This window comes from Pseudomonas sp. 58 R 3 (genome assembly GCF_900006605.1).
GTDB lineage: Bacteria > Pseudomonadota > Gammaproteobacteria > Pseudomonadales > Pseudomonadaceae > Aquipseudomonas > Aquipseudomonas salomonii.
Map to the genome: position 1 here is coordinate 28,485 of NZ_CVTT01000068.1, position 25,016 is coordinate 53,500.

Below are 25,016 nucleotides of genomic sequence, written 5' to 3' on the forward strand. Positions count from 1 at the left end.
TGAGGCGGGGCCGGGCATGTCCCTTGATGGCGGCACTGTTTCAACCATGAAACAGTATCGCCAGCACTTTGCCTCGATTTAACTTCAACCCTCTGAATACAAACAATAAATAAAAAGCGGCACGGGTTCTGCTCTGTTCCTGACAACGCTGTTTAGGGTCAGCGTTAAGAATAAGGAACACTGCCATGGACACACACAATCCAGGCTCACTGAGCCTCCTGCTGATCGGCTGTGCACTGAGTGCCAGCGTGAGCGCTCCGGTGTTCGCGGCAGGTGATGGCGTGATCGTGGTTGAACGCCAGGTTCAACCTTATGCAATAGGTCGCCCACGCGGCGTCGACCCTTACCCCACCACGGTGAATGCCAACCCGTCGGCTCAAGTCAACCGCGCCATGAACAATGAGCTCAGCGACAACGACATCGCCGGTATCAGCAGTGGCTTAAGCATTACTCGCAGCATCATGCCCAATGGCGGCGTTCCCGGGCTGAACAATCTCGGTGGCGCCAACAACCTCGGCGCAGCGGGTGCAGCCGGCCACGGCAGCAGCGGCAGCAGCATCGCCGGCACGGTCAACGGCGCGATCTCCAGCGGCCTCGCGCCGCTGAACAACATCAGCGGCATGGTCGGGGGGGCAATGAAATGAACCACTCCTGGATGTTGCTTGCAGCGTTCGGTTGCACCGCGGCGATGGCCGACAGCAACAACGCAACCCTTGAGAACTCGGGCCAGCAGTACAACGGTGTAGTGACGATCAACCAGGCCGCCGGTGACCAGCAACAACTGAGCAACAACGTTGCCATCGCAGTGGGCCACAACGCCCAGGCAAACATCGCCGTCACGCAAAAAATCAGCGGCGCGCCCGCCGACCGTTCCCTGAACGCCAACGCGGCGATCCAGGGCAACTCCTTCACTAATGGCAACGGTGCACTGAGTGTCAACCAGTCCGCCGGGGCCCAGAACCAGATGATCAATGCCGTGCGCATCAGCGTGAATGCTGGCCCGCAAAGCATCGACGACAGCGTCATGTCGCAACAGAACGTTGCGCTTGCAACCGACTCAGGGTTGACCCCTACCACTGGCAGCCGCCAGGTCGTTACCAGCGACCAGGCCTTCACCGGCAGCCGTGGAGTGGTTCAGGTCAACCAGAGCGCCGGGGTGGGGAACCGAGTGGCTAACACCCTGAACTTACGACTCAACTGATGGAGCTGAGTCCATAGCTAGACCGTACCAACACTTAACCAACTAATTAGAAGCAAGGAGATACACCATGAAAACTTCAATGGCTCTTAAACCACTGGCTTTTGCTCTGGCTGCGCTCATGGCTGTTGCTGCTCAAGCGGGCGGTTATCACGCGCCTACCACAGCTGCCGCGACCACACTGGACGGTCAAAGCAACCATGGCAACGTGGTGCTCAATGACAAAACCAAAAACAACGCCTCGGCTAATGACTCCTACAACAACATCAGTGGCGTGGCCAACGGCAACGTGCTGAGCGGCGACAACAACCAAGGCAAAAACGACGTTGCCATCGTTTCCGGGGATGCGGATTTCGTGTTCGCCACCACCGGCACCGCTCAATCGAACACCGGTAACTTTGTGGCCAACAGCGGCACTAAAAACAACGCGTCCCTTAACGACAGCGGCAACCACGCTTCAGGCGTGATTCAGTTGAACGCCGCATCGGGCACCTCCAACCAAGGCAGCAACAGCGTTGCAATTGCTTCGGGGAATGGCGACAGCGGTGCTGCTGCCGTCACTGGCGTGCAGGATGTGTCGGGCAACCTGACCCTCAACCTGGCCAGCGGCCACGGCTGGGGCAGCACCAAACCGGTGGTCAACAACGCCAGCGTGAACAACTCGATGAACTACAGCTCCGGGGTCTCGAACTCCAACGTTCTGTCGGGCAGCAACAACCAGGGTCAGAACAACGTAGCAATCACTCGCTTCTGATCCAGATCGGGCCTTGGCAACAAGGCCCTTTTTATTTCCAGAGTCCAGCAGGTCATACGATCATGCGCCTCACAGCTGCCCTCCTCTTGTTCGCACTCACCGGCCCAACCTGGGCGGCGCAAATGGCCGTTGTCATGCCTAACGGTGCAGTGGTCTACAAGAAGGTCGAAAGCATCCGCGAGCGCAAATTCGCCAACCTGGTGGAACAGAAAACCGATTTCAGCTGCGGCGCCGCCGCGCTGGCGACCATCCTGCGCCAAGCCTATTGGATGGACGTGGATGAAGACCACGTGATCAAGGGCATGCTGGTCAACGCCAACCAGGACCTGGTGCGCACCCAAGGCTTCTCGATGCTCGACATGAAGCGCTACCTGGAAAGCATCCACATGCGCGCCAAGGGCTACCGGATTACGCCTGAAGTGCTGGTCACCGTGAAAGTGCCGGTGGTGGTGCTGCTGGACATTCGCGGCTACAAGCACTTCGTGGTGCTGCAACGGGCCGACAACGACTGGGTGTATATCGGCGACCCCGTACTGGGCAACAAGCGCTATGCCAAGGACGATTTCGTCAAGGGCTGGAACGGCATCGTGTTCGCGGTGATTGGTGAGGGTTACGACAAGGCCAACGCCTTGCTCACACCCCGCGCGCCGCTGACGGCCAAGAACCAGTTCAACGAGTTCAGCCCGGTACGCGACAGTGAATTGATGGACTTCGGTTTTATCCAGAGCGACTTCTTCTAGAAGCGCAATAAGGAGCAGGACGCTCCAGGAGCAAACGATGAACACTCGACGCTGGCTGACGGTGATATGCCTGGCAGCCGCAGCACCTGCCTATGCTTCTTCGGCATTCAAGCCGATCGAGCTCAAGGACGCGGAAATGGCCGAGTTGCGCGGGCGCTATGTGATGCCCGGGCGGATTATCAGCTTTGGCATTGTGATGAGCAGCACCTGGACCAATGCCGCCGGTGCGAGCGTGACCGGCAGCGCCAACATGCAAGTCAACGCCTCCACCGTCACGCCACAGTTTTACGTGCAAATCACCGGTAACGACGGCACCGGGGTGATCAAACAGCCTGACGGCAAGGGCACCGTCGTCGGCGGCGCCGGCCTCGGCACTGGCCAGGGTGTGACGCAAAGCGTGCGCGCAGCGGGCGATGGCAACACGGCCAACAACGGCGTGGATATCAACGTGACGAAAAACGGCCTGGCACCGGCCAATTACGTGCAGTCGGGCCAGGCACTGATTGCCGGCCAGCCGATCACGGGTGGTACTGCCGCCGGCCAGGTCACGGTCACGGCTAAAAACGGCGGACTGCAAATGGCCCTCCAGGCCAATAACAATCAAGGCAATGTGGTGCAGCAAATCGGTGCCGGCAATGTGCTGCAAGGCACGGTTATTCAAGGCAACAGCAACTTCGTGAACAACATGACCCAACTTAATGTGGTCATGGGCAACAACGGTTTGAACAACATCACGCAGAACCTCAACCTGGATCAACTCAAAGGCCTACGCCCCTCCGGTTATTGAACTACGCTGAGCCTCGACACTTACGCATTAGAAAGGGACGGCTTATTTCATGCATCGATCTTTATCGTTACGTGCCGTGATTTGTTTGAGTACACTCCTGCCCGCGTCGGTGCTGTACGCCGCGCCGGATGCCGATATCGAAACACTGAAACAGGAACTGCTGGAGCTCAAGCAACGTTATGAAGTGCAGCAAAAAGCACTGGCCGTCTTGGAGCAACGTGTAAGGCAAGTCGAAGATCAGCCCGCAACACCAACGCCCAAACGCCTGGCCAAATCCCCTGCCGACTTCCAAAAAGGCGGTACGGCGGTGGCCGGCGTGGGCGCAGCAGCTGCATCCGGTGGCGCGGCGGGCAGCAGTTCCTACGGGCAAAGCCTGAAGGACGATTCCGCCCCAGCACAAAGTGTGAGCAACTTGTACAACGAGGCCAGTGGCTTTTTTGGCAATGGCAAGTTCAGCTTTGAAACCGGGCTCACCTATGCCCGCTACGACGCGCGGCAATTGTCCCTCAACGGCTTTCTGGCGCTGGACTCGATCTTCCTCGGCAATATCAACCTGGACCGGATCAAGTCGGACAGCTGGACCCTGGACCTCACCGGCCGCTACAACCTGGACAACCGTTGGCAGTTCGACCTGAACGTGCCGGTGGTGTATCGCGAAGCAACGTACCAATCCGGTGGTGCCGGCGGCGATGCCAAGAATACGTCGGAAGCCTCCGTCAGCCGCGACCCGACCATTGGTGATGTCAACTTCGGCATCGCCTACAAGTTCCTCGATGAGAGCGCCAGCCTGCCGGATGCGGTGGTGTCGCTGCGGGTCAAGGCACCCACCGGCAAGGAACCCTACGGCATCAAGCTGATCGAGCAAGCCAGCAACAACAACCTCGCCGTGCCGGAAAGCCTGCCGACCGGTAATGGGGTGTGGTCGGTAACGCCAGGTATTTCCCTGGTCAAGACCTTCGACCCGGCGGTGCTGTTCGGCTCGCTCTCCTACACCCACAACTTCGAAGACTCGTTCAGCGATATCAGCCCCAACCTCAATCAGAAGATCCCTGGCAAAGTCAGCCTGGGTGACAGCTTCCAGCTTGGTGTCGGGGTGGCCTTCGCGCTCAACGAGAAGATGAGTATGTCGTTCTCGGTGTCCGATCTGGTGCAACGCAAAAGCAAGGTCAAGCAGAGCGGCCAGGACTGGCAATCGGTGGTATCCAGCGATGCCAACGCCGGGTATTTCAACGTGGGTATGACGATTGCGGCGTCGGATAACCTGACGATCGTGCCGAACCTGTCGATTGGGATGACGGATGATGCGCCGGACTTTACGTTCAGCTTGAAATTCCCGTATTACTTTTAGTGGTATGGGGACGCGGAGCGTCCCTGGAGGCATTACCACGCGGAGCGTGGGAACGATCAGCCCCGCAACGATAAGGGTCGTTGCGGGGCTTTTCGGTTTACCCGCCCTAGCGGATCTGGTGTTTGTGCAGCAACCGGTAGAAGGTCGGCCGGGACACGCCCAGCACGCGGGCCGCGATACTCAGGTTATCGCTGTGCCGGTTGAGCACATCGCACAACGCCTGGCGTTCGGCGCGGTGCTTGTAATCTTCCAGTGTAGCCATTGGCGGCGCAATTGCCTGCTGCCCCTGCAACCCCAGGTCACCGGCTTCGATCTGGCGCCCTTCTGCCAGCACCAGGCCTCGTCGCACGCGGTTCGCCAATTCGCGCACATTGCCCGGCCACGGGTGTTGGCCCAGGGCAACCAGTGCATCCTCGCTGAAGCTGCGCGGCCTGCGCCCGGTTTCCTGGCTGTAGAAGCGCGAGAAATGGTTGGCCAGCATCGCCACGTCGCCATGCCGCTCGCGCAGTGGCGCGGTGATCACCTGCAGGACATTCAGCCGGTAATACAAGTCTTCGCGAAACGTGCCCTTCTCAACCGCCGCTTCAAGGTCAACGTGTGTCGCCGCCAGCACCCGCACATCCACCGGGATGGGCTGGCTACCACCGACGCGCTCGATCTGCTTTTCCTGCAGGAAGCGCAGCAAGTTGGCTTGCAGTTCCATCGGCAGATCGCCAATCTCATCGAGAAACAGCGTGCCACCGTGGGCCGCCTCGATACGCCCGACCTTGCGCTGGTGAGCGCCGGTGAAGGCGCCTTTTTCATGGCCGAACAGCTCGGACTGGATCAGGTGCTCGGGAATGGCGCCACAGTTGATCGCGACAAAGGGCTTGGCATGACGCTGGGATTGGCGATGCAGGGTCTTGGCCACCAGCTCTTTGCCGGTGCCGCTGTCGCCGCGAATCAGCACCGGCGACTCTGTAGGGGCCAGCTTGGCGAGCAATTTACGCAGTTCACGAATGGGCCGGCTGTCGCCCAGCAGTTCATGTTCCTGCGCGTCGATCAGCGCATGGCCTTTGCCGCGCAAACGCGCCATGCCGAATGCACGGCCCAGGGTTACCTGCACGCGAGCCACATCAAACGGCAACGTGTGGAAGTCAAAAAACCATTCGCAGACAAAATCACCGACATTTTGCAGGCGTAAAACGTCCTGGCTGAGCACGGCAATCCATTCGGTGCCGCTGCGGCTGATCAACTCCTTCACCGCCTCGGGGCGCTCCAGATGATAAGGCTGCAGGCGCAACAAGCCCACATCACACGATCTGTCGCCCACGGCGCCGAGCGCGCAGCTGTCCACTTCCCACCCTGCACCGTGCAGCCCAGGCAATAGCTGGTGGCAGTCGTCGCACGGGTCGACTACGAGCAAGCGTCGTTGGACAGGTGTAACAACCATGACTATTCCTTGGCGCCAAATTATTAAAGTTATTTATAAACAACGGTTTGTGCAGCCTGTCGCTCACACTAGCAAGTTATTGACGCAGCCTTTGTATCGTTTCGCTATAAGTCTGGGCACAAAGCCACCTCGGCGTCGCTGCGGACAAAAAAATCCGCAACCACCCGCACACTCAATGCGCTTTCAAAACAGCCGCTTACATGACGCCAATCACCAAAAGTTGAAATTTCTTGCTCTAAGATGTGACCCGTACCCTGCCATCGTGCATCAGTACAAGTAACTCACCGTCTGGCTCGCCCAACCGACGGGACTTAACTGACTGGGCATTTAGAGAGAAGACCCACATGAACGCCCCGCTGCGCATCAACGAAGCTCTTTTGATTGCAGACCGTGCCTTCCAGCCCTTTCAGTGCGTGGCCTGGCACGATGGCAATGGCGCCCTGAGCCTGAGCGTCATCGACCGTACCAACACCCGTATCGGCAGCAAACAGCTGTCTTCGAGTACCTACACCGATCCGGCTCAACTGGAAGATTTGTTGTTGCAGGCGCGCGCCGAACTCGACAAAGATGGCCATCAGTTGTTGTCGTGGGCCATGCCCAAGTAAAACGCGGCAGTAACTTCCGATCATTGCCTGACAATGATCGGAAGTTGAGCATCACAACTTAAGCGACTTATCGCGGCGCAAGAATAAAGCGCTCGATCGCTTCGGCTGCGCCGTCCTCGACATTGCTGCCGGTGACCACACTGGCTTGGCGCTTGACGGTTTCTTCCGCCTGCCCCATCGCGATCGACAAACCCGCCACGGCAAACATCGCCGGATCATTGCCGCCATCACCGATAGCCGCCGTTTGCTGCATCGGCACGCCGAGGTGCGCAGCCAGGGTTTTCAAGGCCTCGCCCTTGTTGGCGAGCATGGCCGTGACGTCCAGGTACACCGGCTGCGACCGCGATACCTGTGCGAGCCCTTGCACCTTGGGCTGCAACTGCGCTTCCAGCTCGATCAACAACTGCGTGTTGTTGCTCGCCGCGACAATCTTGTCGACCCGGTCCAGGTACGGCTCAAAACTCTCCACCACCACTGGCCCGTAGCCCAGGCCATCGGCTTCGCGCTGCATCATCGGCCCAGGCGGGTCACGGCGCAGCCAATCGCCATCGGCGAACACCCAGACTTCCACGTCCGGCTCGGCCGAAAACAGCGCCAGGGCCACCAGCGCGGCTTCTGCCGGCAGGTGATGAGCAACCAGGATGCTGCCATCCGGGTTGATCAACGTACCGCCATTAAAACCTGCGACCGGCACATCAATACCGAACGTTTCGATAAGGTGCAGCATGGCTTTGGGCGGGCGCCCGCTGGCCAGGCTGAAAAACACCCCGGCGTCACGCAACGCCCGGACCGTATCGGCGGTGCGCTGACTAAGACTGTGGTCAGGATGCAACAAGGTCCCGTCTACATCACTGAGCACCAACTGGATGGGATGAATCGCTGCATCACTCATCCGAGGCTATGCCAGCTGCGGCCATCGCGGGCCAGCAATTCGTCGGCGGCCGCCGGGCCGTCTTCACCGGCCTTGTAGGTCTGGATCGCGTCATCCTGCTTCCAGGCATCCAGGAACGGCTGCACCGCACGCCAGCCGTTTTCAATGTTGTCGGCGCGCTGGAACAAGGTCTGGTCACCGGTCATGCAGTCGTAGATCAGGGTTTCATACCCGGTCGACGGCTGCATTTCGAAGAAGTCCTTGTAGTCGAAACCCAATTCGATATTGGCCATTTCCAGGGCCGGCCCGGGCTTTTTGGCCAACAGGTCGAACCACATGCCTTCGTTCGGCTGGATCTGGATTTTAAGGTAAGTAGGCTTGAGCTCATCCACGTCCGTGTCGCGAAACTGCGCATACGGCGCGTGCTTGAAGCAGATCACGATTTCGGTGTCGCGAATGCTCATGCGCTTGCCAGTACGCAGGTAGAACGGCACGCCGACCCAACGCCAGTTGTCGATCATCACCTTGAGGGCGACAAACGTCTCGGTGCTGCTGTCGGGCGCAACGTTGGCTTCTTCACGATAACCGGGCAACGACTTGCCGCCGATTTCGCCAGCGCTGTACTGGCCGCGTACCGAGTTGGCGCGCGCATCTTCCAACGACCACGGGCGGATAGCCCCCACGACCTTGGCCTTTTCACCGCGCACCGCATCAGCGCCAAACGCCGCCGGCGGCTCCATGGCTACCATCGCCAGGAGCTGGAACAGGTGGTTGGGGACCATGTCGCGCAGGGTGCCGGTTTTCTCGAAGAAATTACCCCGCGTCTCGACACCGACGGTTTCCGCCGCAGTGATTTGCACGTGGTCGATGTAATGGTTGTTCCAGAACGCTTCGAACAGCACGTTGGAGAAACGGCTGATCAGGATGTTCTGCACCGTCTCCTTGCCCAGGTAATGGTCGATGCGATAGATCTGCTTCTCGCTCATCACCTTGAGCAGGCACGCGTTCAGCGCTTCGGCGGTGGCAAGGTCCGACCCGAACGGTTTCTCGATCACCACACGACGGAAACCGTCATCGGTTTCGTTAAGCAAACCGGCACTGCCCAGGCGCTGCGCCACTTCACCGAAGAAGCGCGGTGCCGTGGCCAGATAGAACACCGCGTTACCGGTGCCGCTGTCGGCGATCTTCTTGCCGATGTCGGCGTAGGTGCTTTCGTCGAGGAAATCACCCTCTACGTAGCTGATGCCTTTGGCCAACTGCGCCCACAGCTCGGGGTCCAGGGCGTTTTCGGCATTGCCCCGGACTTTGCTGGCGGCCTCGGTGCGGATGAAGTCCTCAAGTTTCTTGGCGAAATCGGCATCACTGATGGCGTTGTGGTCAACGCCGACAATACGCAGGCCGTCGCCCAGCAGCCCGTCACGACTCAGGTTGTACAGCGCCGGCATGAGCAGGCGCTTGACCAAGTCGCCATGGGCGCCAAACAGAAACAAGGTAGTGGGTGGAGCGGGTTCGGCCTTGGGTTTCTTGCCGTTAGCGGTCATTTTTTGGAAGTCTCCACATGGCCACCAAAGCCGAAGCGCATGGCAGACAGCATTTTGTCACCGTAGGTGCTCTGCTGACGGGAACGGAAGCGGGCGAACAACGAGGTGGACAGCACCGGTACCGGCACGGCCTGCTCCATGGCGGCTTCGATGGTCCAGCGGCCTTCGCCACTGTCGGCCACGGAGCCGGAGTAACCGTCCAGTTTCGGGTCGGTGGCCAATGCGTCGGCGGTCAGGTCCAGCAACCAGGACGAGACCACGCTGCCACGGCGCCAGACTTCGGCAATATCGGCAACATTGAGATCGAAGCGCTCGTGCTCCGGCAGGTTCTCCGAGTTTTTGGTCTTGAGGATGTCGAAGCCTTCAGCAAAGGCCTGCATCATTCCGTACTCGATGCCGTTGTGGATCATCTTCACAAAGTGCCCGGAACCGGCTGGGCCTGCATGGATGTAACCGTGTTCGGCGCGGCTGTCGGCAGAGGCCGAACGGTCCTTGGTGCGCGGGATGCTGCCCAGGCCCGGTGCCAGGCTGGCGAAAATCGGGTCGAGGCGCTGCACGGTCTCGACGTCGCCGCCGATCATCATGCAGTAGCCGCGCTCCAGGCCCCAGACGCCGCCGGAGGTGCCGACGTCGACGTAGTGCAGGCCTTTTTCCGACAGAGCCTTGGCACGACGGATGTCATCTTTATACATGGTGTTGCCGCCGTCGATGATCACGTCACCGTCTTCGAGCAACTCACTGAGTGTATTGATGGTGTCTTCGGTGGGCGCGCCAGCCGGCAACATCACCCAAACAGCGCGCGGCTTTTGCAGGCCGGCTACCAGGGCCTTAAGGTCGGCGACGCCGGTGGCGCCCTCCTCGCTCAGGCCTTTGACGAATGCTTCGTTACGGTCGTATACAACGGTGGTATGCCCATTGAGCATCAGGCGCCGCGCAATGTTACCGCCCATGCGGCCTAGTCCGATAATCCCCAGTTGCATGTGCTGATGCTCCTAACTACTAAATAAATGTGTGACATAGTTTATAGCGCAATGAGGCTAATGAGGGTTAGTCCAGAGCGGATCCGTGTAGTTTCATGACAAAAAAATGCCATCGTTTCAGCATCACCGCCGAAAAAGTCACAGCGACCACCAAAAATAAAAAAGTTCCATTGACCTTAAAAAGAATTCAGAATTGCTTCCGACTGTTGCCGCGAACTTCGATTGACGCGTTCCGGCACCGCGATCTACCGGCTATTTGCGAGGTAAGCAATGAGCACAGCACAGATGACCCGACCGCCACAGACCCTCTACGTCAGCGTCCGTCGCGATGAGTTGCGCCAATTAAAAGAAGAACGCGATCAACTGCAGCAGGAGGTTCTGCGTCTGCGCGCACACCTTCAAGCGCAGGTCAATCAGGCATCCGGCACCCATCCTGCGCTTTGCTGAACCTGAGCTGAACGAAGCCTTCAGAAATAACTCACAAAGTTTTCACATCCTCCTCCCGATACTCCCGCCGAATAGGGCCACGCACACGCGGCGGCCCACTGTCGCGTGCATTCCTGCGCAGCGACTGAGCAATTATCGGGTTGGAGTACTGGATGGCGATGTTCAAACGCAGCACCAAGTCTGCGAAAGGCTTTGATTGGGCCGGTCTTGGCTGGTTGTTCCTGTTTTTCTGGTATTTCTCGGGTATTACCCAACTCCTGATCCAACTGACCGGCACCTCCGGCTTCAGTGGCTTTCGCCAAGCCTTCTTCCTGAGTGCGTTCTGGCTCGCGCCGATGCTGCTGTTCCCAAAGCGTACACGCTTGCTCGCGGGCTTGATCGGCGTGGTGCTATGGGCCTGCTCGATGGCCAGCCTGGGTTATTTCTTTATCTACCAGCAGGAATTTTCACAAAGCGTCATCTTCATTATGTTCGAGTCGAACATCTCTGAAGCGGGCGAATACGCGACCCAGTACTTCGCGTGGTGGATCGTGCTGGCGTTCATCGCCCATACCGCCGTGGCCATTTTCCTGTGGACCCGCCTGCGCCCGGTTTACCTGCCGCGTGGCCAGGCGCTGCTGGCAGCCACCGCGATTGTGCTGGCGGTGGTCGGTTACCCGCTGGTCAAGCAGATTGCGACCAACCCGACCATGGAACTGGCCATCGACGGCTTCGAAAGCCGCGTCGAACCGGCCGTGCCATGGCAGATGATCGTTGCCTACCGCCGCTACACCGAACAGCTCAACAGCATGCAGGGCATGCTCACCAGCGCCAGCAAAATTCCGCCCTTGAAGAACCTCAAGGACACCATGGTCGACCAGCCGTCGACCCTGGTGCTGGTGATCGGCGAATCCACCAACCGTCAGCGCATGAGCCTCTACGGCTACCCGCGTAACACCACGCCGGAACTGGACAAGCTGCGCGACCAGTTGGCGGTGTTCGACAACGTCATCACCCCGCGCCCCTACACCATCGAAGCGCTGCAACAGGTGCTGACGTTTGCCGACGAAGAAAACCCGGACCTGTACTTGAAGACGCCGTCGATCGTCAGCGTGATGAAACAGGCCGGCTACAAGACCTACTGGATCACCAACCAGCAGACCATGACCAAGCGCAACACCATGCTCACGACCTTTTCCGAGCAGGCTGACGAGCAGGTGTACCTCAACAACAACCGCAACCAGAACGCCCGCCAATACGACGGTGATGTGCTGGCGCCGTTCGCCAAGGCCCTGGCCGAGCCCGCCGAGCGCAAGTTCATCGTGGTGCACCTGCTGGGCACTCACATGAGCTACCAGTACCGTTACCCGCCGACCTTCGACAAATTCACCGATCGCCAGGGCGTACCGGCCGGCATCAGCGATGATCAGTTGCCGACCTACAACAGCTACGACAATGCGGTGCTGTACAACGATTTCGTGGTGTCGAGCCTGATCAAGGATTACGCCAAGACCGACCCGAACGGCTTTTTGCTGTACCTCTCGGACCACGGCGAAGATGTGTTCGACTCGGCCGGCCACAGTACCTTGGGCCGTAACGAAGGCAAGCCGACGGCGCCGATGTACACCATCCCGTTCATGGCCTACGCCTCGCCGAAGTGGCGTCAAACCCACGACTGGAGCTTTGCCGGCGACCTGCAACGGCCTTACAGCAGTTCGCAGTTGATCCACACCTGGGCCGACCTGGCCGGGCTGAGCTTCGATGAATGGGACCGCAGCAAGAGCCTGGTCAACGACAGCTTCAAGCCGCGCCCGTTACTGATTGGTGACCCTTACATCGGCCAGAAAAAGGGTTTGATTGATTTCAGCCTGATCAAACCGAAGAAGTCGGACACCGCCGAAGTGGTTGCCAAATAGACTGAGCCTTGTAACAGAAAGATAACAATCATTCTCGTTTAAGCCTAAAGTCCCGCGCCTCCTTTCGTCTTTGAGCCATGGCCTTCCCTTTTGGAAGGCCGCAAAGACGACAAGGAGTCTGCTGCGATGTTCGCGCCCTTTACCCGTTCCATGACCCTCACCCTTGGCCTGTTCAGCGTCGCGCTGAGCCCGGACCTGCTGGCTGAAACCGACCCCGAGCGTGCCCCGCCACGCGCCCTTGAGCTGGGTGCCACCAGCATCACCGCCGAAGGCCTGGGCGCGACCACCGAACACACTGGCGCCTACACCACCGGCTCGATGAACACGGCCACCAAGCTGAACCTGTCCATCAAGGAAACCCCGCAGTCGGTTTCGGTGATTACCCGTCAGCAGATGGATGACTTCAACCTCAATACCCTCACCGAAGTGCTGCGCCAGACCACAGGTGTCAACGTCCAGCATTATGATTCCGACCGTGTCTACTATTCCGCCCGTGGCTACGGCATCAATAACTACCAGATTGACGGGATGCTCAATACCTTCGGCTACATGAAGTCGGATTCGGACACCATCATTTACGACCACATTGAAGTGGTACGCGGCGCCACGGGGTTGACCACGGGTGCAGGCGACCCTTCGGCCACCGTCAATATGGTGCGCAAGCGCCCCACCGCCCAATGGCAGGCGCGAACCGGCGTGAGTGGCGGCAGCCATGACAACTATTACAGCTACGTGGATGTCGGCGGGCCGCTGGCATTTGACGGGCGATTGCGCGGACGCACCGTACTGGCTTACCGCGACAGCAAATCGTTCCGAGACAACTACGGGCTGCAACGGTCGGTGGGCTACGGCATTCTGGAAGGCGACCTTTCAGACGATACCGTGCTGGCTGTAGGGTTTGATTACCAGGACAAGCATGTGCAAGGCACCTCCTGGGGCACTGTGCCCTACTGGAACAGCCAGGGCGGCAAGGCCGGTCTCTCGCGCTCAACCAACATGGCGGCAGACTGGAGTTCGTGGCCGCTGACGGACAAAACCGCCTTCGCGACACTGGACCATCGGTTGGCCGGTGACTGGCATTTGAAGGCGGCCTACACCCATCGGCAAAGCGACACTGACGGCAAGGTCTACTACGGCGGTGCGGGCTTCCCGAATGAAGATCGCAGCGGCATGTATTCCTGGTCCAGCCATATGCTCGGCAAATCAACCATGGAAGCCATCGACCTCAATCTCGCCGGCAGCTACACGCTATTGGGCCGCGAACACGCGCTGATGGTGGGGTATGGCGAAGCCGCCCAACGCGATGTATCACCCTTTCTGCGTAGAGGCCAAAACCCTGCGGGTTACGAAACTATTCCAGATTGGAAATACATGGGCGGAATCGGCAAATTTCCCGACACCGTCACGGGCCTCAAGGGTGAGCACAGCAGTAAGGAACAGAAAGCTGGCTACCTGGCCACGCGCCTGAGCCTGACAGATCGTTTGCACGCCGTACTCGGCAGCCGCTACGGCAGCTGGTCGCTGGAAAGCGCAGAACCGGCCTACAACGCCAATGATCAACTGACTGCTGCCAACAAAACCCGCCAGACCCACAATGATATGTGGACCCCCTACGCCGGGCTGCTTTATGACCTGACGCCGCACTACACGGTCTACGCCAGCTACACGGATATATTCAAGCCACAAAGCAACCGGGATGCCAACAAGAAATACCTCGAGCCTGTGGTGGGCAGCAACTATGAGGTGGGACTCAAAGGCAGCGTGCTGGACGAACGCTTGAACCTGGCGGCGGCGTATTTCTGGAGCAGTCAGGACAATGTCGCAGAGCTGGACGACTCGGTGCCACCCAATCCAGTCACGGGTGAGGAGTACTACAAAACCGGTGGAAAAGGTAACAAGGTCAAGGGCTTCGAACTGGAGGCCGCCGGTGAAATCATGCCCGATTGGAATGTGACGGCCGGCTACACCTACACCCACTCAACGTACGGCACGGGCAAACGCAACAATACCGAACAGCCCCTCAACCTGCTGAAAGTCTCCAGCGCCTACCGGCTGCCAGGCGAATGGCGCAACCTTACCGTGGGTGGTGCGGTGAACTGGCAGAGCGATTTCTACGGCCTCAGCAATCGGCCGACGGGCGCCCGGGACGACAAGGGCAACCTGATCACCACACGAGCCAGGATCACCCAGCAGGCCTACACCGTGGTCAACCTGATGTCGCGCTATCAATTCGACGAGCATGTTTCCGCGTCAGTTAACGTCAATAATCTATTTGATAAAAAATATTACGAGCGCGTCGGTTTTTATAATGGCGTGTATTGGGGAGACCCACGCTCCATCACACTGGCACTGGATTGGCAGCTATAAACTGCAACCCCGAAGTTAACAAAAACGTTAACTTCGGGGCAGTTCCATGTTAATTCCCACTTAATAAGATGGCGGCATAGTCGCGCCATGAATCGGATCACGGAGCGATCAGACACCAATCACTCTTAATGGGAATACTGCCATGAAACTTTCGACCTTGATGCTTGCCGGCCTGATGAGCCTGACCTCCGTAGCGGCCTTCGCAGAGGGCGGTTCAGAGCGCTCCAAGGAGTTTTATAACAACTTCGCCTTCACCCAGCAGCAAATTCACGGGACCACGGATAAAACCGCACTGGCCGACGGCAAGAGTGTTAAGACCGAACAGTCCCGCGCGGAGCAACAACCTAACAGCTGATTTAATCTTTAGTTAATCCGCATGCCCCTGTGCCAATCCGCTCCTTTGGCAAAGGTTAATTTGGCGCCAGTTAATGGCGCCTTTTTTTATGCCGCCGATATTAATCGCCGTGATTAAAGCGCTTTGCTCCAAAACAGCATGCGACCATGGGCGGGATCAAAAATCGAATCATCGAAACCGAACTTGCGATAGGCCGCTTGCGCCACGTCATTGCCTTCGAGCACCTCCAGGGTGATCTTGCAGCAACCGCGCTGACGGGCGATCTCCTCGACCTTGAGCAGCATTTTCTGGCTAAGCCCCAGGCCACGAAACTGATTCATCACCGCTACATCGTGCACGTTGATCAACGGGCGGCAGGCAAACGTCGAGAACCCTTCGAAGCAATTGACCAGACCCGCCGGCTCCCCGCCGACAAACGCCAATACGCTGAATGCGTGGGGGCGCTTGGCCAGTTCGGCTGGCAGTTGCAGCAACAGATCGGCCGGCAGCGCGTGGCCGCCGCCCATTGGGTCTTCAGCGTAATGGTTGAGCACCAAGCCAATGGCGTCAGCGTGCACAGGGTTGGTGTAGCTGGCTTGCAGCACCAGGATGTCTGGGGTATCCATTTCCTTCCTCAATCACGACAACAAGGGAGTCTGTTCCCTTTGAGAGGATGATTGTAAGCGGGGAGCCAGTCGCAGATGAAGGAGATTAGCTACAAATACCTGACGGAAATGACGAGGCTTGTGCCGCCCAACAAGCGCTTCTGGCCTGGGATATTTCCTAGGCGCCGAACCGCTGCAGTTGCATTTCTTGTAAACGGCTCAGGGTGCGCCGGAACGCAAACTCCAGATAACCCTCGGTGTAAAGGCTTGCCAACGGCACCTGGGCCTCGATAAACAACGGCACCTTGCGGTCATAGCATTCATCGACCAGTGCGATGAAGCGTCGCACACTGTCATCGTGTACCGACAATTCAGGCAGCTCTCGATCCCCCGCCACCACACGTTGAGCCGCATCCTCGGTGCCACGGGCAATCCGCGCCGGGCGTTTTTGTGCGCTCAGGTTGGGCACCTCGCCCAGCAGGATCGCCTTGTAGCGATCGCACAGCAGCATAAAGTCCATCGCCGCCAAAGGCTGCTCGCACAGATCGGCGTAACGACACCAGAGTACCGAATCGCAGGACTGTACCGCCGTGATCGAGCGAAAACCGACGGCGACCGCCCCGCTGCTGACCACCTGCCCTTGACTCAATTGCTTGAACACCGAAGCGAGTGCCTCCGGTTGATTCACCCAATAGCGCTGCAACCCCACACCAGGGTGCAAACGGTGATCTTCACCGCCGTCTACCGCCACCACGTGCATATGCCGCTTGATAGCCTCGATGCCCGGCACGAATCGCTCGCGGTTGAAGCCGCCCGCGTACAGCTCGTCCGGCGGTTGGTTGGAGGTGCAGACCATGACCACGCCTTCCTCGAACATCACCTGGAACAGTCGACCGAGAATGATCGCATCACCAATGTCGTTGACGAACAGCTCGTCGAAACACAGCACGCGCACCTCCCGGCTGAGTTCCCGCGCCAAAGCCTGCAAGGGATCCTGGATGCCGCTGAGCTGGAAAGACCGCTGATGCACCCAGCCCATGAAGTGATGAAAATGCTGGCGCCGCGCGGGAACGCGCAGGCTCTGATAAAACTGGTCCATCAGCCAGGTCTTGCCCCGGCCCACCGGCCCCCACAGGTATACCCCGGGAATCGGCGAGCGGCCTTGGTGCAGGGCCTCAAAGCAGGTTTGCAGGGCTTGTACCGCGCGGCGCTGGGCGTCGTCGGGCACGAAGCCTTGCTGGGCGATGGCGTGTTGGTAAGCGGCGAGCGGCGAGTCGAAAGTCATGCCTGCCAGTATGACTTACAGCGAGATATCCAGCCGTGAAATCTTGCCCTGCTCGTTCAGGCGAAAGGTATAGCGCAGCTCCAGCGGGCTTGCGGGGAAATTGCCGGAGACCCTATTGCTGACCAATACCTTGCCGGTGCGCTGCTGCACGTTGATCACTTCGACGCGCGGCTGATAACGCCGCCCGGTGTCTTCCATCCAGCGAGCGATGGCTGCAGGGCCGACCTGATGTTGACCCTCATCGAACACGTTGGCATCGTCGGCAAAACACTGGGCAATCGCTGAGATGTCGCCGGTATTGGTCGCGGTTATGTAGGCTGCAATGGCAGGGGCCAACGCTGGAAAAGACATGGCACAGCTCCTTTTTAGTGATGTATGGCGCCATGCTAAGCCAGCCCTGTGTCAGTTTTTGTCAGGAGTAAAGGGTCCTGAATCGTTGTGTTCCATCAACTTGCGCCAGCCGCGCAGCAGGTCGCTGCGCCGGCCAGGGTAACGCTCACCGTGGGCGTCAGCTGCGGCCACCCGGTCGGTGCGAAACGTACGATAGGCACCACGCAACTCGCACCAGGCCACGATCACACGCACCTCATTGAGAAACCCCAATGCCAGCGGCCAGATCAGCCGCTGGCTCTGGGTTTGGCTGGCGTCGGCATAATCGATATGCAGCTTGGCCTGGTTGCGAATCGCCTCACGAAACACATTCAGCGGCACGCGGTTTTCCGGGTAGCCAAACCCCGGCGGCCCTGGCAGCAGCGTGGGGTTACGCAAGGCTTCCTGCGCCGCCGGGTCGAGCACATCGGCAATTTTTGCCAAGGCATTGGCCGCCGCACGGCTGAGCACGTCATCGCCGCGCTGGTCCACATAACGCAAGCCCAGCACGATGGCTTCGGTTTCCTCAGCGTTGAGCATCAATGGCGGCAGGAACAGCCCACTGCGCAACACATAGCCCACCCCGGCCTCACCAAAAATCGGCGCGCCGAGGGCCGTCAACTCAGCGATATCGCGATACAGCGTGCGCTCGGACACTTCCAGTTGCTCAGCCAGTACGGCCGCGGTTACCGGGCGCTTCTTGCCCCGCAGGGCCTGCAACAAGGTCAGTAAACGAGTAGTGCGCGACACGTGGACCCCGCTGAAACAGCCAAAAGTGCCGCAGCTTAGCAGAGCCTCCTGTCAGAAAACGTCAGCAGTATTTATCTCGGAGCGCTTCGCACTCGACCAAGGCGCAGACATACCGCGACCACCGGTTATTTGAGACAAAAAAAACGGCCTGAACAGGCCGTTTTTTTTATGCGCCCAACTTTTATGCAAGGCTCTTGCTGACCACCTCGAACACATCGCTCGACAGCTCGCCGGAGGCGCGAATGCGCTCCAGCTCCGCCTTCATCAGCGCCTGACGGGCGCTGTCGTATTTACGCCAGCGGGTCAACGGCGCCAACTGGCGCGAAGCGATCTGCGGGTTGAAGCCATTGAGCTGGATCACCAGGTCCGCCAGGAAGCGATAACCCGAGCCGTCCGCCGCATGGAAGTTGATCAGGTTCTGCCCGGCAAAGGCACCCACCAGTGCACGCACCTTGTTCGGGTTCTTGATGTTGAACGCCGAATGCTCCATCAGCGCCTTGACCCGCGCCAACCCGCCCGGCAACGTGCTGCCCGCCTGCACGCTGAACCACTGGTCCATCACCAGCGGGTTATCCTTGAAGTTCTCGGCAAACACCGCCAACGCCTGGGCTTTTTCCGCTTCGAACGGCGAGTTCACCAACACCGCCAATGCCGTGAGGCGCTCGGTCATGTTGTCGCTGGTGTCGAACTGATCCAGGGTGGCGGCCAACACTTCGGGTTTGCCGCTGAGCATCAGGTACGACAGCGCAATGTTCTGCAAGGCGCGCCGGGCAAAGTGCTCGGCCGCCGCCACATAAGGCGTCTGCTTGGATAGCTCGCGATTGGCCTGGTAACGCAGCCACAGCGCTTCGAACAGGTTGTCGGCCAGTTGCTTGCGGGCGTACTCACGGGCGGCGTGGATAGCCTCCACATCCGCCACTTCGCTGATTTCCGTGAGGTAGGCTTCGCTTGGCAGCGAGAGCATTTCGGCGACCATGGCCTGGTCCAGGCTTTCATCGCTCAAGACCGTGCGCAGTGCGTCGATCAGGCGCTGGTCGAGCTTCAACGCCTGCCCCGCCTGGTGCTGGGCGATCAGCTCCTGCAACACTTGCACCGACAATTGCTGGCCGGCATCCCAGCGATTGAAACCATCGCTGTCGTGCTGCATCAGGAACATCAGTTGGTCGCGGTTGTACGGGAAGCTCAGTTTCACCGGCGCGGAGAAGCCACGCAGCAGCGAAGGCAACGGCTTTTCGGCGATATCGACGAAGGTGAAAGTCTGCTCGGCCTCTGTCACCGAAATCACCCGTGACGTGCCGCCAGCTGCCGCTTCACCGGCCAGGCGCAAGGCGACAGCGGCGCCCTGCCCGTCCAACAAGCCCAACTCCACCGGAATCACGAACGGCAGTTTCTCAACCTTGTCCGGCGTTTCCGGGCAGCTTTGACGGAACGTCAGGCTGTAGGTCTTGGCGGCGGCATCAAACGACTCGCTCACCGCCAGACGCGGCGTACCGGCCTGGCTGTACCAGCGTTTGAACTGGCTGAGGTCGGCGCCATTGGCGTCTTCCATGGCCTTGATGAAGTCGTCGCAGGTCACGGCCTGGCCGTCATGGCGCTCGAAGTACAGGTCGCTGCCTTTACGGAAGCCTTCAGCGCCGAGCAAGGTGTGGATCATGCCGACCACTTCCGAGCCCTTTTCGTACACGGTCAGGGTGTAGAAGTTGGAGATTTCGATAAAGCTTTCCGGGCGTACCGCGTGGGCCATCGGGCCGGCGTCTTCGGCGAACTGATGGGTGCGCAGGTACGCCACATCCTGGATGCGCTTGACCGTGGCCGAGTTCATGTCGGCGGAGAAGCCCGAGTCACGGAACACGGTGAAGCCTTCCTTGAGCGACAGCTGGAACCAGTCGCGGCAGGTCACGCGGTTGCCCGACCAGTTGTGGAAATATTCGTGGGCAACAATCGCCTCGACGCGCTGGTGCGCGGCGTCGGTGGCGGTTTCGGCGCGGGCCAGCACGGCGCTGGAGTTGAAGATATTGAGGCCCTTGTTCTCCATGGCGCCCATGTTGAAGTCATTCACGGCGACGATCATGAAGATATCGAGGTCATACTCGCGGCCGTAGGTTTCTTCGTCCCAGCGCATGGATTTTTTCAGGCTGGTCATGGCGTGCTGGCACTTGTCGATGTTTTCCGGCTCGACGTAGATGCGCAGTGCCACTTCGCGGTTGGTCATGGTGGTGAAGCTGTCTTCAACGCACCACAAATCGCCGGCCACCAACGCGAACAGATAGGCCGGTTTCTTGAACGGGTCTTCCCAGGTCGCCCAGTGGCGGCCGTCTTCACCAGGGCCGCTGGCAATCGGGTTGCCGTTGGACAGCAGCACCGGGTAGCGGTGTTGCTCGGCGATCACCGTGGTGGTGAAGGTGCTCATCACGTCCGGGCGGTCGAGGTAGTACGTGATCTTGCGGAAACCTTCGGCCTCGCACTGGGTGCAGAACATGCCGCCGGATTTGTACAGGCCTTCCAGGGCCGTGTTGGTTTCCGGGTGGATACGCACGCTGGTGTCGACCGTGAAGGTTTCGCGGGTCGGGTGCAGGGTCAGGTGGCTGTCGGTCAACTGGTAGTCGGCCTCGGTCAGCTCCTTGTCACCCAGGTTGACCGTCAGCAGCTCCAACTGCTGGCCATCGAGCACCAGCGGCGGCAGGCCGGGCCCGCGCTCAGGGTTGCGGCGCATCACCAGCTGCGCATGGACCAGGCTGTGGTCCTCGAACAACTCGAAGGTCAGGTGCGTCTCTTCGATCAGGTAGTCCGGCGCCTGATAGTCCTTCAGGTAGATCATCTTCGGTTGTTCGGTGCGCATGGATAGCATCCTTTTTACTGATGCACGGCGAGCTGGTAGGCCGTGTACTTACGAATGTTGATAACGCCGGTGTCGAAGATCAGGTATTGGCCCTTGATCCCCAGCAACGTGCCTTCGGCAATCGGGTTCTTGTCCAGGTTGAAGCTGACGATCTTGGCCGGGTATTGCTCGACCGGGTAACGGATTTCGATCGGCTCGATGTCGGTTACCGGTTGGATGGCCTGCAAGCCAAAGCGTTCCTGCAACCCCAGCAGGCCGTCGGCGCAGCTGGCGAACAGCTCATCGCGTACCTGCTTGAGGTCCACCGATTGCGCATCGCCCTTGAGTAAAGCACGCCAGTTGGTTTTATCGGCCACTTGGCTGCGAAACAGGTCTTCAACGAAACCGGATTGCTGACGGGTCGCCACGCGCATGATCGGCAGCGCCTGGCTGGCGCCCTGGTCGAGCCAGCGGGTCGGCAACTGGGTAGCGCGGGTGATGCCGACCTTGATGCCCGACGAATTGGCCAGATACACCACGTGGTCGGTCATGCAGAATTGTTCGCCCCAGCCCGGATCACGGCAGGTGCCGGCGTCGTAATGGCAACGCTCGGGGCTCATGATGCACAGGTCACACTGGGCCAGTTTGGTCATGCACGGGTAGCAATAACCCTGGCTGAAACTGGTCTTGGTCTTGCGGCCGCAATGGCTGCAATGGATGGCACCGAGATACTCCAGGCGCACGTGGGTACCGATCAACGGGTTGACCGGCACCTCGGTGTCGCCCAGGCGAAACGCATATTGAACAGTCGGCTCACCGAGTTGCGCCGACATTTTGCTGACTGCACCGCGACCAATTTCAATCAATGGATCGCATCCGACTTGAACAGAATGTTCGGCACCGGCGCCGACTTCGACGCGCATTCCTGCGGGCCCATGTAGCCGGTACGCTGCTCTTCGGGCAGATTCTGGATTTCCCAGGCGATCACCGCTTGCAAGGACAGCTCACGCTGTTCGGCGGTGAGCTTGCGGCCATCGGACCACTTGCCGATTTCCACGGCCAGCTTGAGGCTCTCGTAGATGTCCGGGGTGATGTTTTCGATCATTTCAGCAAAAGAGGACATAAGGCTCTTCCTTATCAAATAGAGGCTTTGCGGCGGTTGTACAACCCACCCAGCAAACCCGTCAGGCAACCGATGACCAAGCCACTCACGTGAGCCGCGTTGGCGATTTCGCCGAAACCGATCATCGAGATCAGCCCCGACATGCACAGCACCAGCCATATCAGCATCATCGCCAGCACGCCGCGCGGCAGGCGATAAGCCGGGTTGGGCGACAACAATTGGAAGATCCAGCAATGTCCGAGCAAGCCATACAACACGCCGGACAGGCCGCCAAACAGGCTCGGGCCGCCATAGGCGTATTGCGCATAATTGGACACCAGGCTGAACAACAGGGTCAGGCCCAGCAGGTTGATACTGCCCTGGCGCACTTCAATGCGCCGCCCCAGCTCCCAGTACCACATGCCGTTCATGGCCAGGTGCAGGATGCCGAAGTGGATCAGCATCGGCGTGACCAGCCGCCACCACTGCCCCGACGCCATGGTCTCGGCAAACGGGGTGAACTGGATGTAGTCGCCCATCACGTGAAACGGCAGGAAGGTCAGCCAGCTCATGGTCTGCAGGTTTTCACCCAGCAAGGTCACTGCGCCGACAATCATGCTCGCCAGCAGCACCAGCGCCGTCACCGGGCTGAAACGCACTTGCTGAACAAAGCTTGGCCGCTTAACCGGCGCCTGCTCGGGAATATCCAGTTGCTGGTCCGGATCACCGGCGGGAAAGCGTTGATACAACACTTGTACGTCGGCACTGATGTTCTCGGGCACCCACAATACTTGCTCGCCTGCTTCTTCACTGACGCGATGGGGCACTTGCATGCGTTGCAGCAGTTTGACGAAACCGCCCAGGTCGACACTCAGCGGCAAGCGCAATACAGCTACGGAACTCATGCAATCACCTCAGGCCGCTCAACGTCGACCCATACAAATTTACGCGGATCCAGGCGTGTTTCCTGGTCCAGTCGGTACGCCACCAGCTTGCCGTACAGCACCGCGCTGTAGTCCAGGCAGGCCAGGTTGTCACGGATCGGCGCCGGTTTGCCGCTGCGCCAGTAATGGCCGACGAACAGCAACGGTTCGTCGACGCCATAACGCAGCAGGGCATTTTTTTCGGTCGACGACAACGGCGTGCGCGCCACCGGCTCCGGCAGTGCATCGGGTTGAAACACGATATCGCCGTAGGTTTTCGGGTCGTCTTCCCAGAACTTGGTGCGGAAAAATGAGCGCGTCAGGCCATCGCCACCGGTCAGCGTCAGGCCGTCCGGCAGGCGCATGTCGGTGCCGCGCAGCAGGCGGTCGAAGGCGTTACAGGCAAAGCTGCCCGGCACGGCGGCCGCCTGCAAAAAGTGCTGGTCGATGCAGCCATCCGGGAACGTTGCGCGCAGCGGCTGGATAAAGCCTTCGTCCCAGCACGCATGCACCACGCGAAACCGCCCGGCGTCGACAAACAGCGGCATGTCGTAGAACCAGCCGAGGAAGTCGTGCCAGTCAGCCGGATGGTGCTCGAACTGGGTCAGGGTTTCGTGGATCAACCGCGCATGGCGTGGGTTGTGCTCGCGCACGAACTGCTTGCCACTGCCCGGCGGCGCCGGTGTGGTCCAGCCCAGCGCATTGAACTCGTGGTTGCCCATGATGCACAGCGCCTGGCCGGCCTCGGTCATATCGTGGACGATATGCAGCGCTTCGCGGATGCGCGGCCCACGGTCGATGATATCGCCGAGGAACACCGCCATACGCGTCGGATGGCGCCAGGTTCCAGCCTGTTTTTGGTAGCCCAGCCGGTCGAGCAAGTGCTCAAGGGTATGAGCGCAACCGTGCACGTCACCGATCAGGTCATAGCTACGCGCGGGATCGAGCATCAGTCGCCTCCACCCCCCAAGCGGCTGCCCCAGCCCAGCTTGGTGCGGCACACTTCGTAGTAGTTGTGGTCCAGCGGGTGGATCAACCGCAACTTCTGTGCCTTTTTGCTCACGGTGATGGTGTCACCGGGGGCGCAGGTGAAATGGTTCTGCCCGTCGCAGGAGACTTGCGGGTAGATCTGCATATCTTTGGACACCACAATTTTCAGCTCACTGTTGCCATCGACCACAATAGGCCGGCTGGACAACATATGGGGGTACATCGGCACGATCACAATGGCGTCGAGCTTGGGGTGCATGATCGGGCCGCCGGCCGACAGCGCGTACGCAGTGGAGCCGGTCGGCGTGGCCACGATCAGCCCGTCGGCCTTCTGGCTGCACACAAACTGGCCGTCGATATACAACTCGAACTCGATCATCCGCGTGGATTTGCCGGGGTGCAGCACCACGTCATTGAGCGCGTCGCCCTGGCCGATGGCCTCGCCATGGCGGCGCACTTCGGCTTGCAGCAGGAAGCGGTTTTCCACCAGGTAATGGCCGTCGAGCACCTTGGCGACTTCGACTTCCAGGTCATCCGGACGGATATCCGTGAGGAACCCCAAACTGCCACGGTTGATCCCCAGCACCGGCACGTTGTGCCGCGCCAGAGCACGGGCGGCGCCCAGCAGGCTGCCGTCGCCGCCGACCACAATCACCATGTCACAAACTTCGCCGAGCATCTTGCGCGAGGAAGTTTGCAGGCCGTGGCCGGGGAGGATTTCGGCGATGGTGTCTTCGAGGATCACATGCAGGTGGCGTTCCAGCAGGAACTTTTTCAGTCGGCGGACGGTGTCCAGCACCTGAGTACTGCCCAGGCGACCGATAATGCCGATATTGCGAAATTGCTCCATGGGGCTCCTGCGGGATGTGGGGTCT

The 25,016-nt window shown here is 59.5% G+C and carries 25 protein-coding genes; 11 read left to right on the forward strand and 14 right to left on the reverse strand.

What is annotated here, in order from left to right; genetic code table 11:
• Window positions 1–185: 185 nt before the first annotated feature.
• From BFP92_RS23115 to BFP92_RS23140, 6 genes are all read left to right on the forward strand, one after another.
• Complete coding sequence (locus BFP92_RS23115) at window positions 186–644, forward strand: hypothetical protein (RefSeq protein WP_065931266.1); 459 nt, start codon at window positions 186–188, stop codon at window positions 642–644.
• On the forward strand, window positions 641–1,201 hold the full coding sequence (locus tag BFP92_RS23120; protein WP_065931267.1) for an adhesin: 561 nt from the start codon (window positions 641–643) through the stop codon (window positions 1,199–1,201). Before BFP92_RS23115 ends, BFP92_RS23120 begins: the two co-directional genes overlap by 4 nt.
• A 67-nt stretch (window positions 1,202–1,268) precedes the next feature.
• Window positions 1,269–1,952 (forward strand): heme utilization protein, encoded by a 684-nt coding sequence (locus BFP92_RS23125; protein WP_065931268.1) that lies wholly within the window; start codon window positions 1,269–1,271, stop codon window positions 1,950–1,952.
• A gap of 62 nt (window positions 1,953–2,014) precedes the next feature.
• On the forward strand, window positions 2,015–2,692 hold the full coding sequence (locus BFP92_RS23130) for a C39 family peptidase (RefSeq protein WP_065931269.1): 678 nt from the start codon (window positions 2,015–2,017) through the stop codon (window positions 2,690–2,692).
• Window positions 2,693–2,729: 37 nt separating this feature from the next.
• Window positions 2,730–3,479, forward strand: a complete 750-nt coding sequence (locus BFP92_RS23135; protein ID WP_065931270.1) for a hypothetical protein — start codon at window positions 2,730–2,732, stop codon at window positions 3,477–3,479.
• Window positions 3,480–3,528: 49 nt separating this feature from the next.
• Window positions 3,529–4,827, forward strand: coding sequence for a transporter (locus BFP92_RS23140; RefSeq protein WP_065931271.1), 1,299 nt, complete (start codon window positions 3,529–3,531; stop codon window positions 4,825–4,827).
• Between the two features lie 106 nt (window positions 4,828–4,933).
• Here BFP92_RS23140 and BFP92_RS23145 read toward each other — a convergent pair whose 3' ends face one another.
• Window positions 4,934–6,259 (reverse strand): sigma-54 dependent transcriptional regulator, encoded by a 1,326-nt coding sequence (locus BFP92_RS23145; RefSeq protein ID WP_065931272.1) that lies wholly within the window; start codon window positions 6,257–6,259, stop codon window positions 4,934–4,936.
• Between the two features lie 344 nt (window positions 6,260–6,603).
• Between BFP92_RS23145 and BFP92_RS23150 the strand changes: the two genes are divergently transcribed.
• Window positions 6,604–6,864: a hypothetical protein gene (locus BFP92_RS23150; protein WP_056860295.1), complete on the forward strand. Its 261-nt coding sequence runs from the start codon at window positions 6,604–6,606 to the stop codon at window positions 6,862–6,864.
• A 67-nt stretch (window positions 6,865–6,931) separates the two neighbouring features.
• On the opposite strand, the gene BFP92_RS23155 is transcribed toward BFP92_RS23150, so the two are convergent.
• The 3 genes from BFP92_RS23155 to gnd are packed head-to-tail and all read right to left on the reverse strand — an operon-like array spanning window position 6,932 to window position 10,256.
• Window positions 6,932–7,756, reverse strand: coding sequence for a Cof-type HAD-IIB family hydrolase (locus BFP92_RS23155; protein ID WP_065931273.1), 825 nt, complete (start codon window positions 7,754–7,756; stop codon window positions 6,932–6,934).
• On the reverse strand, window positions 7,753–9,276 hold the full coding sequence (gene zwf / locus BFP92_RS23160; protein WP_065931274.1) for a glucose-6-phosphate dehydrogenase: 1,524 nt from the start codon (window positions 9,274–9,276) through the stop codon (window positions 7,753–7,755). The genes BFP92_RS23155 and zwf overlap by 4 nt, the downstream gene beginning before the upstream one ends.
• Window positions 9,273–10,256 carry a phosphogluconate dehydrogenase (NAD(+)-dependent, decarboxylating) gene (gene gnd, locus BFP92_RS23165; RefSeq protein ID WP_017138121.1) on the reverse strand — a complete coding sequence of 328 codons (984 nt, stop codon included), beginning with the start codon at window positions 10,254–10,256 and terminating at the stop codon, window positions 9,273–9,275. The genes zwf and gnd overlap by 4 nt, the downstream gene beginning before the upstream one ends.
• 270 nt (window positions 10,257–10,526) lie before the next feature.
• On the opposite strand from gnd, the gene BFP92_RS31800 reads away from it, so the two are divergent.
• From BFP92_RS31800 to BFP92_RS23180, 4 genes are all read left to right on the forward strand, one after another.
• Complete coding sequence (locus BFP92_RS31800) at window positions 10,527–10,703, forward strand: DUF6026 family protein (RefSeq protein ID WP_256122271.1); 177 nt, start codon at window positions 10,527–10,529, stop codon at window positions 10,701–10,703.
• A 152-nt stretch (window positions 10,704–10,855) separates the two neighbouring features.
• Window positions 10,856–12,598, forward strand: coding sequence for a phosphoethanolamine transferase CptA (locus BFP92_RS23170; RefSeq protein ID WP_065931275.1), 1,743 nt, complete (start codon window positions 10,856–10,858; stop codon window positions 12,596–12,598).
• A gap of 126 nt (window positions 12,599–12,724) precedes the next feature.
• Window positions 12,725–14,965, forward strand: coding sequence for a TonB-dependent siderophore receptor (locus tag BFP92_RS23175; RefSeq protein WP_065931276.1), 2,241 nt, complete (start codon window positions 12,725–12,727; stop codon window positions 14,963–14,965).
• A gap of 142 nt (window positions 14,966–15,107) precedes the next feature.
• Complete coding sequence (locus BFP92_RS23180) at window positions 15,108–15,320, forward strand: hypothetical protein (protein WP_065931277.1); 213 nt, start codon at window positions 15,108–15,110, stop codon at window positions 15,318–15,320.
• A gap of 113 nt (window positions 15,321–15,433) precedes the next feature.
• On the opposite strand, the gene BFP92_RS23185 is transcribed toward BFP92_RS23180, so the two are convergent.
• The 10 genes from BFP92_RS23185 to BFP92_RS23230 all read right to left on the reverse strand — a co-directional run bounded on the left by BFP92_RS23185 (window position 15,434) and on the right by BFP92_RS23230 (window position 24,991).
• Window positions 15,434–15,925, reverse strand: a complete 492-nt coding sequence (locus tag BFP92_RS23185; RefSeq protein WP_065931278.1) for a GNAT family N-acetyltransferase — start codon at window positions 15,923–15,925, stop codon at window positions 15,434–15,436.
• Window positions 15,926–16,082: 157 nt separating this feature from the next.
• The gene (gene zapE / locus BFP92_RS23190) at window positions 16,083–17,189 is read right to left on the reverse strand and encodes a cell division protein ZapE (protein WP_065931279.1); all 1,107 of its coding nucleotides are present in this window, start codon (window positions 17,187–17,189) and stop codon (window positions 16,083–16,085) included.
• Between the two features lie 15 nt (window positions 17,190–17,204).
• Window positions 17,205–17,540, reverse strand: a complete 336-nt coding sequence (locus tag BFP92_RS23195) for a nuclear transport factor 2 family protein (RefSeq protein ID WP_065931280.1) — start codon at window positions 17,538–17,540, stop codon at window positions 17,205–17,207.
• A 51-nt stretch (window positions 17,541–17,591) separates the two neighbouring features.
• A complete protein-coding gene (locus BFP92_RS23200; protein WP_065931281.1) occupies window positions 17,592–18,308 on the reverse strand; it encodes a helix-turn-helix transcriptional regulator in 717 nt (238 codons plus the stop codon).
• A 181-nt stretch (window positions 18,309–18,489) separates the two neighbouring features.
• Window positions 18,490–21,147 carry an aminopeptidase N gene (gene pepN / locus BFP92_RS23205; protein WP_065931282.1) on the reverse strand — a complete coding sequence of 886 codons (2,658 nt, stop codon included), beginning with the start codon at window positions 21,145–21,147 and terminating at the stop codon, window positions 18,490–18,492.
• A 14-nt stretch (window positions 21,148–21,161) separates the two neighbouring features.
• Window positions 21,162–21,992 (reverse strand): DUF2797 domain-containing protein, encoded by an 831-nt coding sequence (locus BFP92_RS23210; protein ID WP_065931283.1) that lies wholly within the window; start codon window positions 21,990–21,992, stop codon window positions 21,162–21,164.
• The gene (locus BFP92_RS23215) at window positions 21,989–22,249 is read right to left on the reverse strand and encodes a YeaC family protein (RefSeq protein WP_017138108.1); all 261 of its coding nucleotides are present in this window, start codon (window positions 22,247–22,249) and stop codon (window positions 21,989–21,991) included. The genes BFP92_RS23210 and BFP92_RS23215 overlap by 4 nt, the downstream gene beginning before the upstream one ends.
• A gap of 14 nt (window positions 22,250–22,263) precedes the next feature.
• A complete protein-coding gene (locus BFP92_RS23220) occupies window positions 22,264–23,133 on the reverse strand; it encodes a rhomboid family intramembrane serine protease (RefSeq protein ID WP_065931284.1) in 870 nt (289 codons plus the stop codon).
• Entirely contained in the window at window positions 23,130–24,101 is a 972-nt protein-coding gene (locus BFP92_RS23225; RefSeq protein WP_065931285.1) for a metallophosphoesterase, read from the reverse strand. Before BFP92_RS23225 ends, BFP92_RS23220 begins: the two co-directional genes overlap by 4 nt.
• Window positions 24,101–24,991: an NAD(+) kinase gene (locus BFP92_RS23230; RefSeq protein ID WP_010210870.1), complete on the reverse strand. Its 891-nt coding sequence runs from the start codon at window positions 24,989–24,991 to the stop codon at window positions 24,101–24,103. Before BFP92_RS23230 ends, BFP92_RS23225 begins: the two co-directional genes overlap by 1 nt.
• Window positions 24,992–25,016: the final 25 nt, after the last annotated feature.

Excerpts from the sequence above, each read along its gene's own strand:
- BFP92_RS23115 (WP_065931266.1), top strand. The coding sequence starts at position 186 with ATGGACACACACAATCCAGGCTCACTGAGCCTCCTGCTGATCGGCTGT.
- BFP92_RS23120 (WP_065931267.1), top strand. The coding sequence starts at position 641 with ATGAACCACTCCTGGATGTTGCTTGCAGCGTTCGGTTGCACCGCGGCG.
- BFP92_RS23125 (WP_065931268.1), top strand. The coding sequence starts at position 1,269 with ATGAAAACTTCAATGGCTCTTAAACCACTGGCTTTTGCTCTGGCTGCG.
- BFP92_RS23130 (WP_065931269.1), top strand. The coding sequence starts at position 2,015 with ATGCGCCTCACAGCTGCCCTCCTCTTGTTCGCACTCACCGGCCCAACC.
- BFP92_RS23135 (WP_065931270.1), top strand. The coding sequence starts at position 2,730 with ATGAACACTCGACGCTGGCTGACGGTGATATGCCTGGCAGCCGCAGCA.
- BFP92_RS23140 (WP_065931271.1), top strand. The coding sequence starts at position 3,529 with ATGCATCGATCTTTATCGTTACGTGCCGTGATTTGTTTGAGTACACTC.
- BFP92_RS23145 (WP_065931272.1), bottom strand. The coding sequence starts at position 6,259 with ATGGTTGTTACACCTGTCCAACGACGCTTGCTCGTAGTCGACCCGTGC.
- BFP92_RS23150 (WP_056860295.1), top strand. The coding sequence starts at position 6,604 with ATGAACGCCCCGCTGCGCATCAACGAAGCTCTTTTGATTGCAGACCGT.
- BFP92_RS23155 (WP_065931273.1), bottom strand. The coding sequence starts at position 7,756 with ATGAGTGATGCAGCGATTCATCCCATCCAGTTGGTGCTCAGTGATGTA.
- zwf (WP_065931274.1), bottom strand. The coding sequence starts at position 9,276 with ATGACCGCTAACGGCAAGAAACCCAAGGCCGAACCCGCTCCACCCACT.
- gnd (WP_017138121.1), bottom strand. The coding sequence starts at position 10,256 with ATGCAACTGGGGATTATCGGACTAGGCCGCATGGGCGGTAACATTGCG.
- BFP92_RS31800 (WP_256122271.1), top strand. The coding sequence starts at position 10,527 with ATGAGCACAGCACAGATGACCCGACCGCCACAGACCCTCTACGTCAGC.
- BFP92_RS23170 (WP_065931275.1), top strand. The coding sequence starts at position 10,856 with ATGGCGATGTTCAAACGCAGCACCAAGTCTGCGAAAGGCTTTGATTGG.
- BFP92_RS23175 (WP_065931276.1), top strand. The coding sequence starts at position 12,725 with ATGTTCGCGCCCTTTACCCGTTCCATGACCCTCACCCTTGGCCTGTTC.
- BFP92_RS23180 (WP_065931277.1), top strand. The coding sequence starts at position 15,108 with ATGAAACTTTCGACCTTGATGCTTGCCGGCCTGATGAGCCTGACCTCC.
- BFP92_RS23185 (WP_065931278.1), bottom strand. The coding sequence starts at position 15,925 with ATGGATACCCCAGACATCCTGGTGCTGCAAGCCAGCTACACCAACCCT.
- zapE (WP_065931279.1), bottom strand. The coding sequence starts at position 17,189 with ATGACTTTCGACTCGCCGCTCGCCGCTTACCAACACGCCATCGCCCAG.
- BFP92_RS23195 (WP_065931280.1), bottom strand. The coding sequence starts at position 17,540 with ATGTCTTTTCCAGCGTTGGCCCCTGCCATTGCAGCCTACATAACCGCG.
- pepN (WP_065931282.1), bottom strand. The coding sequence starts at position 21,147 with ATGCGCACCGAACAACCGAAGATGATCTACCTGAAGGACTATCAGGCG.
- BFP92_RS23215 (WP_017138108.1), bottom strand. The coding sequence starts at position 22,249 with ATGTCCTCTTTTGCTGAAATGATCGAAAACATCACCCCGGACATCTAC.
- BFP92_RS23220 (WP_065931284.1), bottom strand. The coding sequence starts at position 23,133 with ATGAGTTCCGTAGCTGTATTGCGCTTGCCGCTGAGTGTCGACCTGGGC.
- BFP92_RS23225 (WP_065931285.1), bottom strand. The coding sequence starts at position 24,101 with ATGCTCGATCCCGCGCGTAGCTATGACCTGATCGGTGACGTGCACGGT.
- BFP92_RS23230 (WP_010210870.1), bottom strand. The coding sequence starts at position 24,991 with ATGGAGCAATTTCGCAATATCGGCATTATCGGTCGCCTGGGCAGTACT.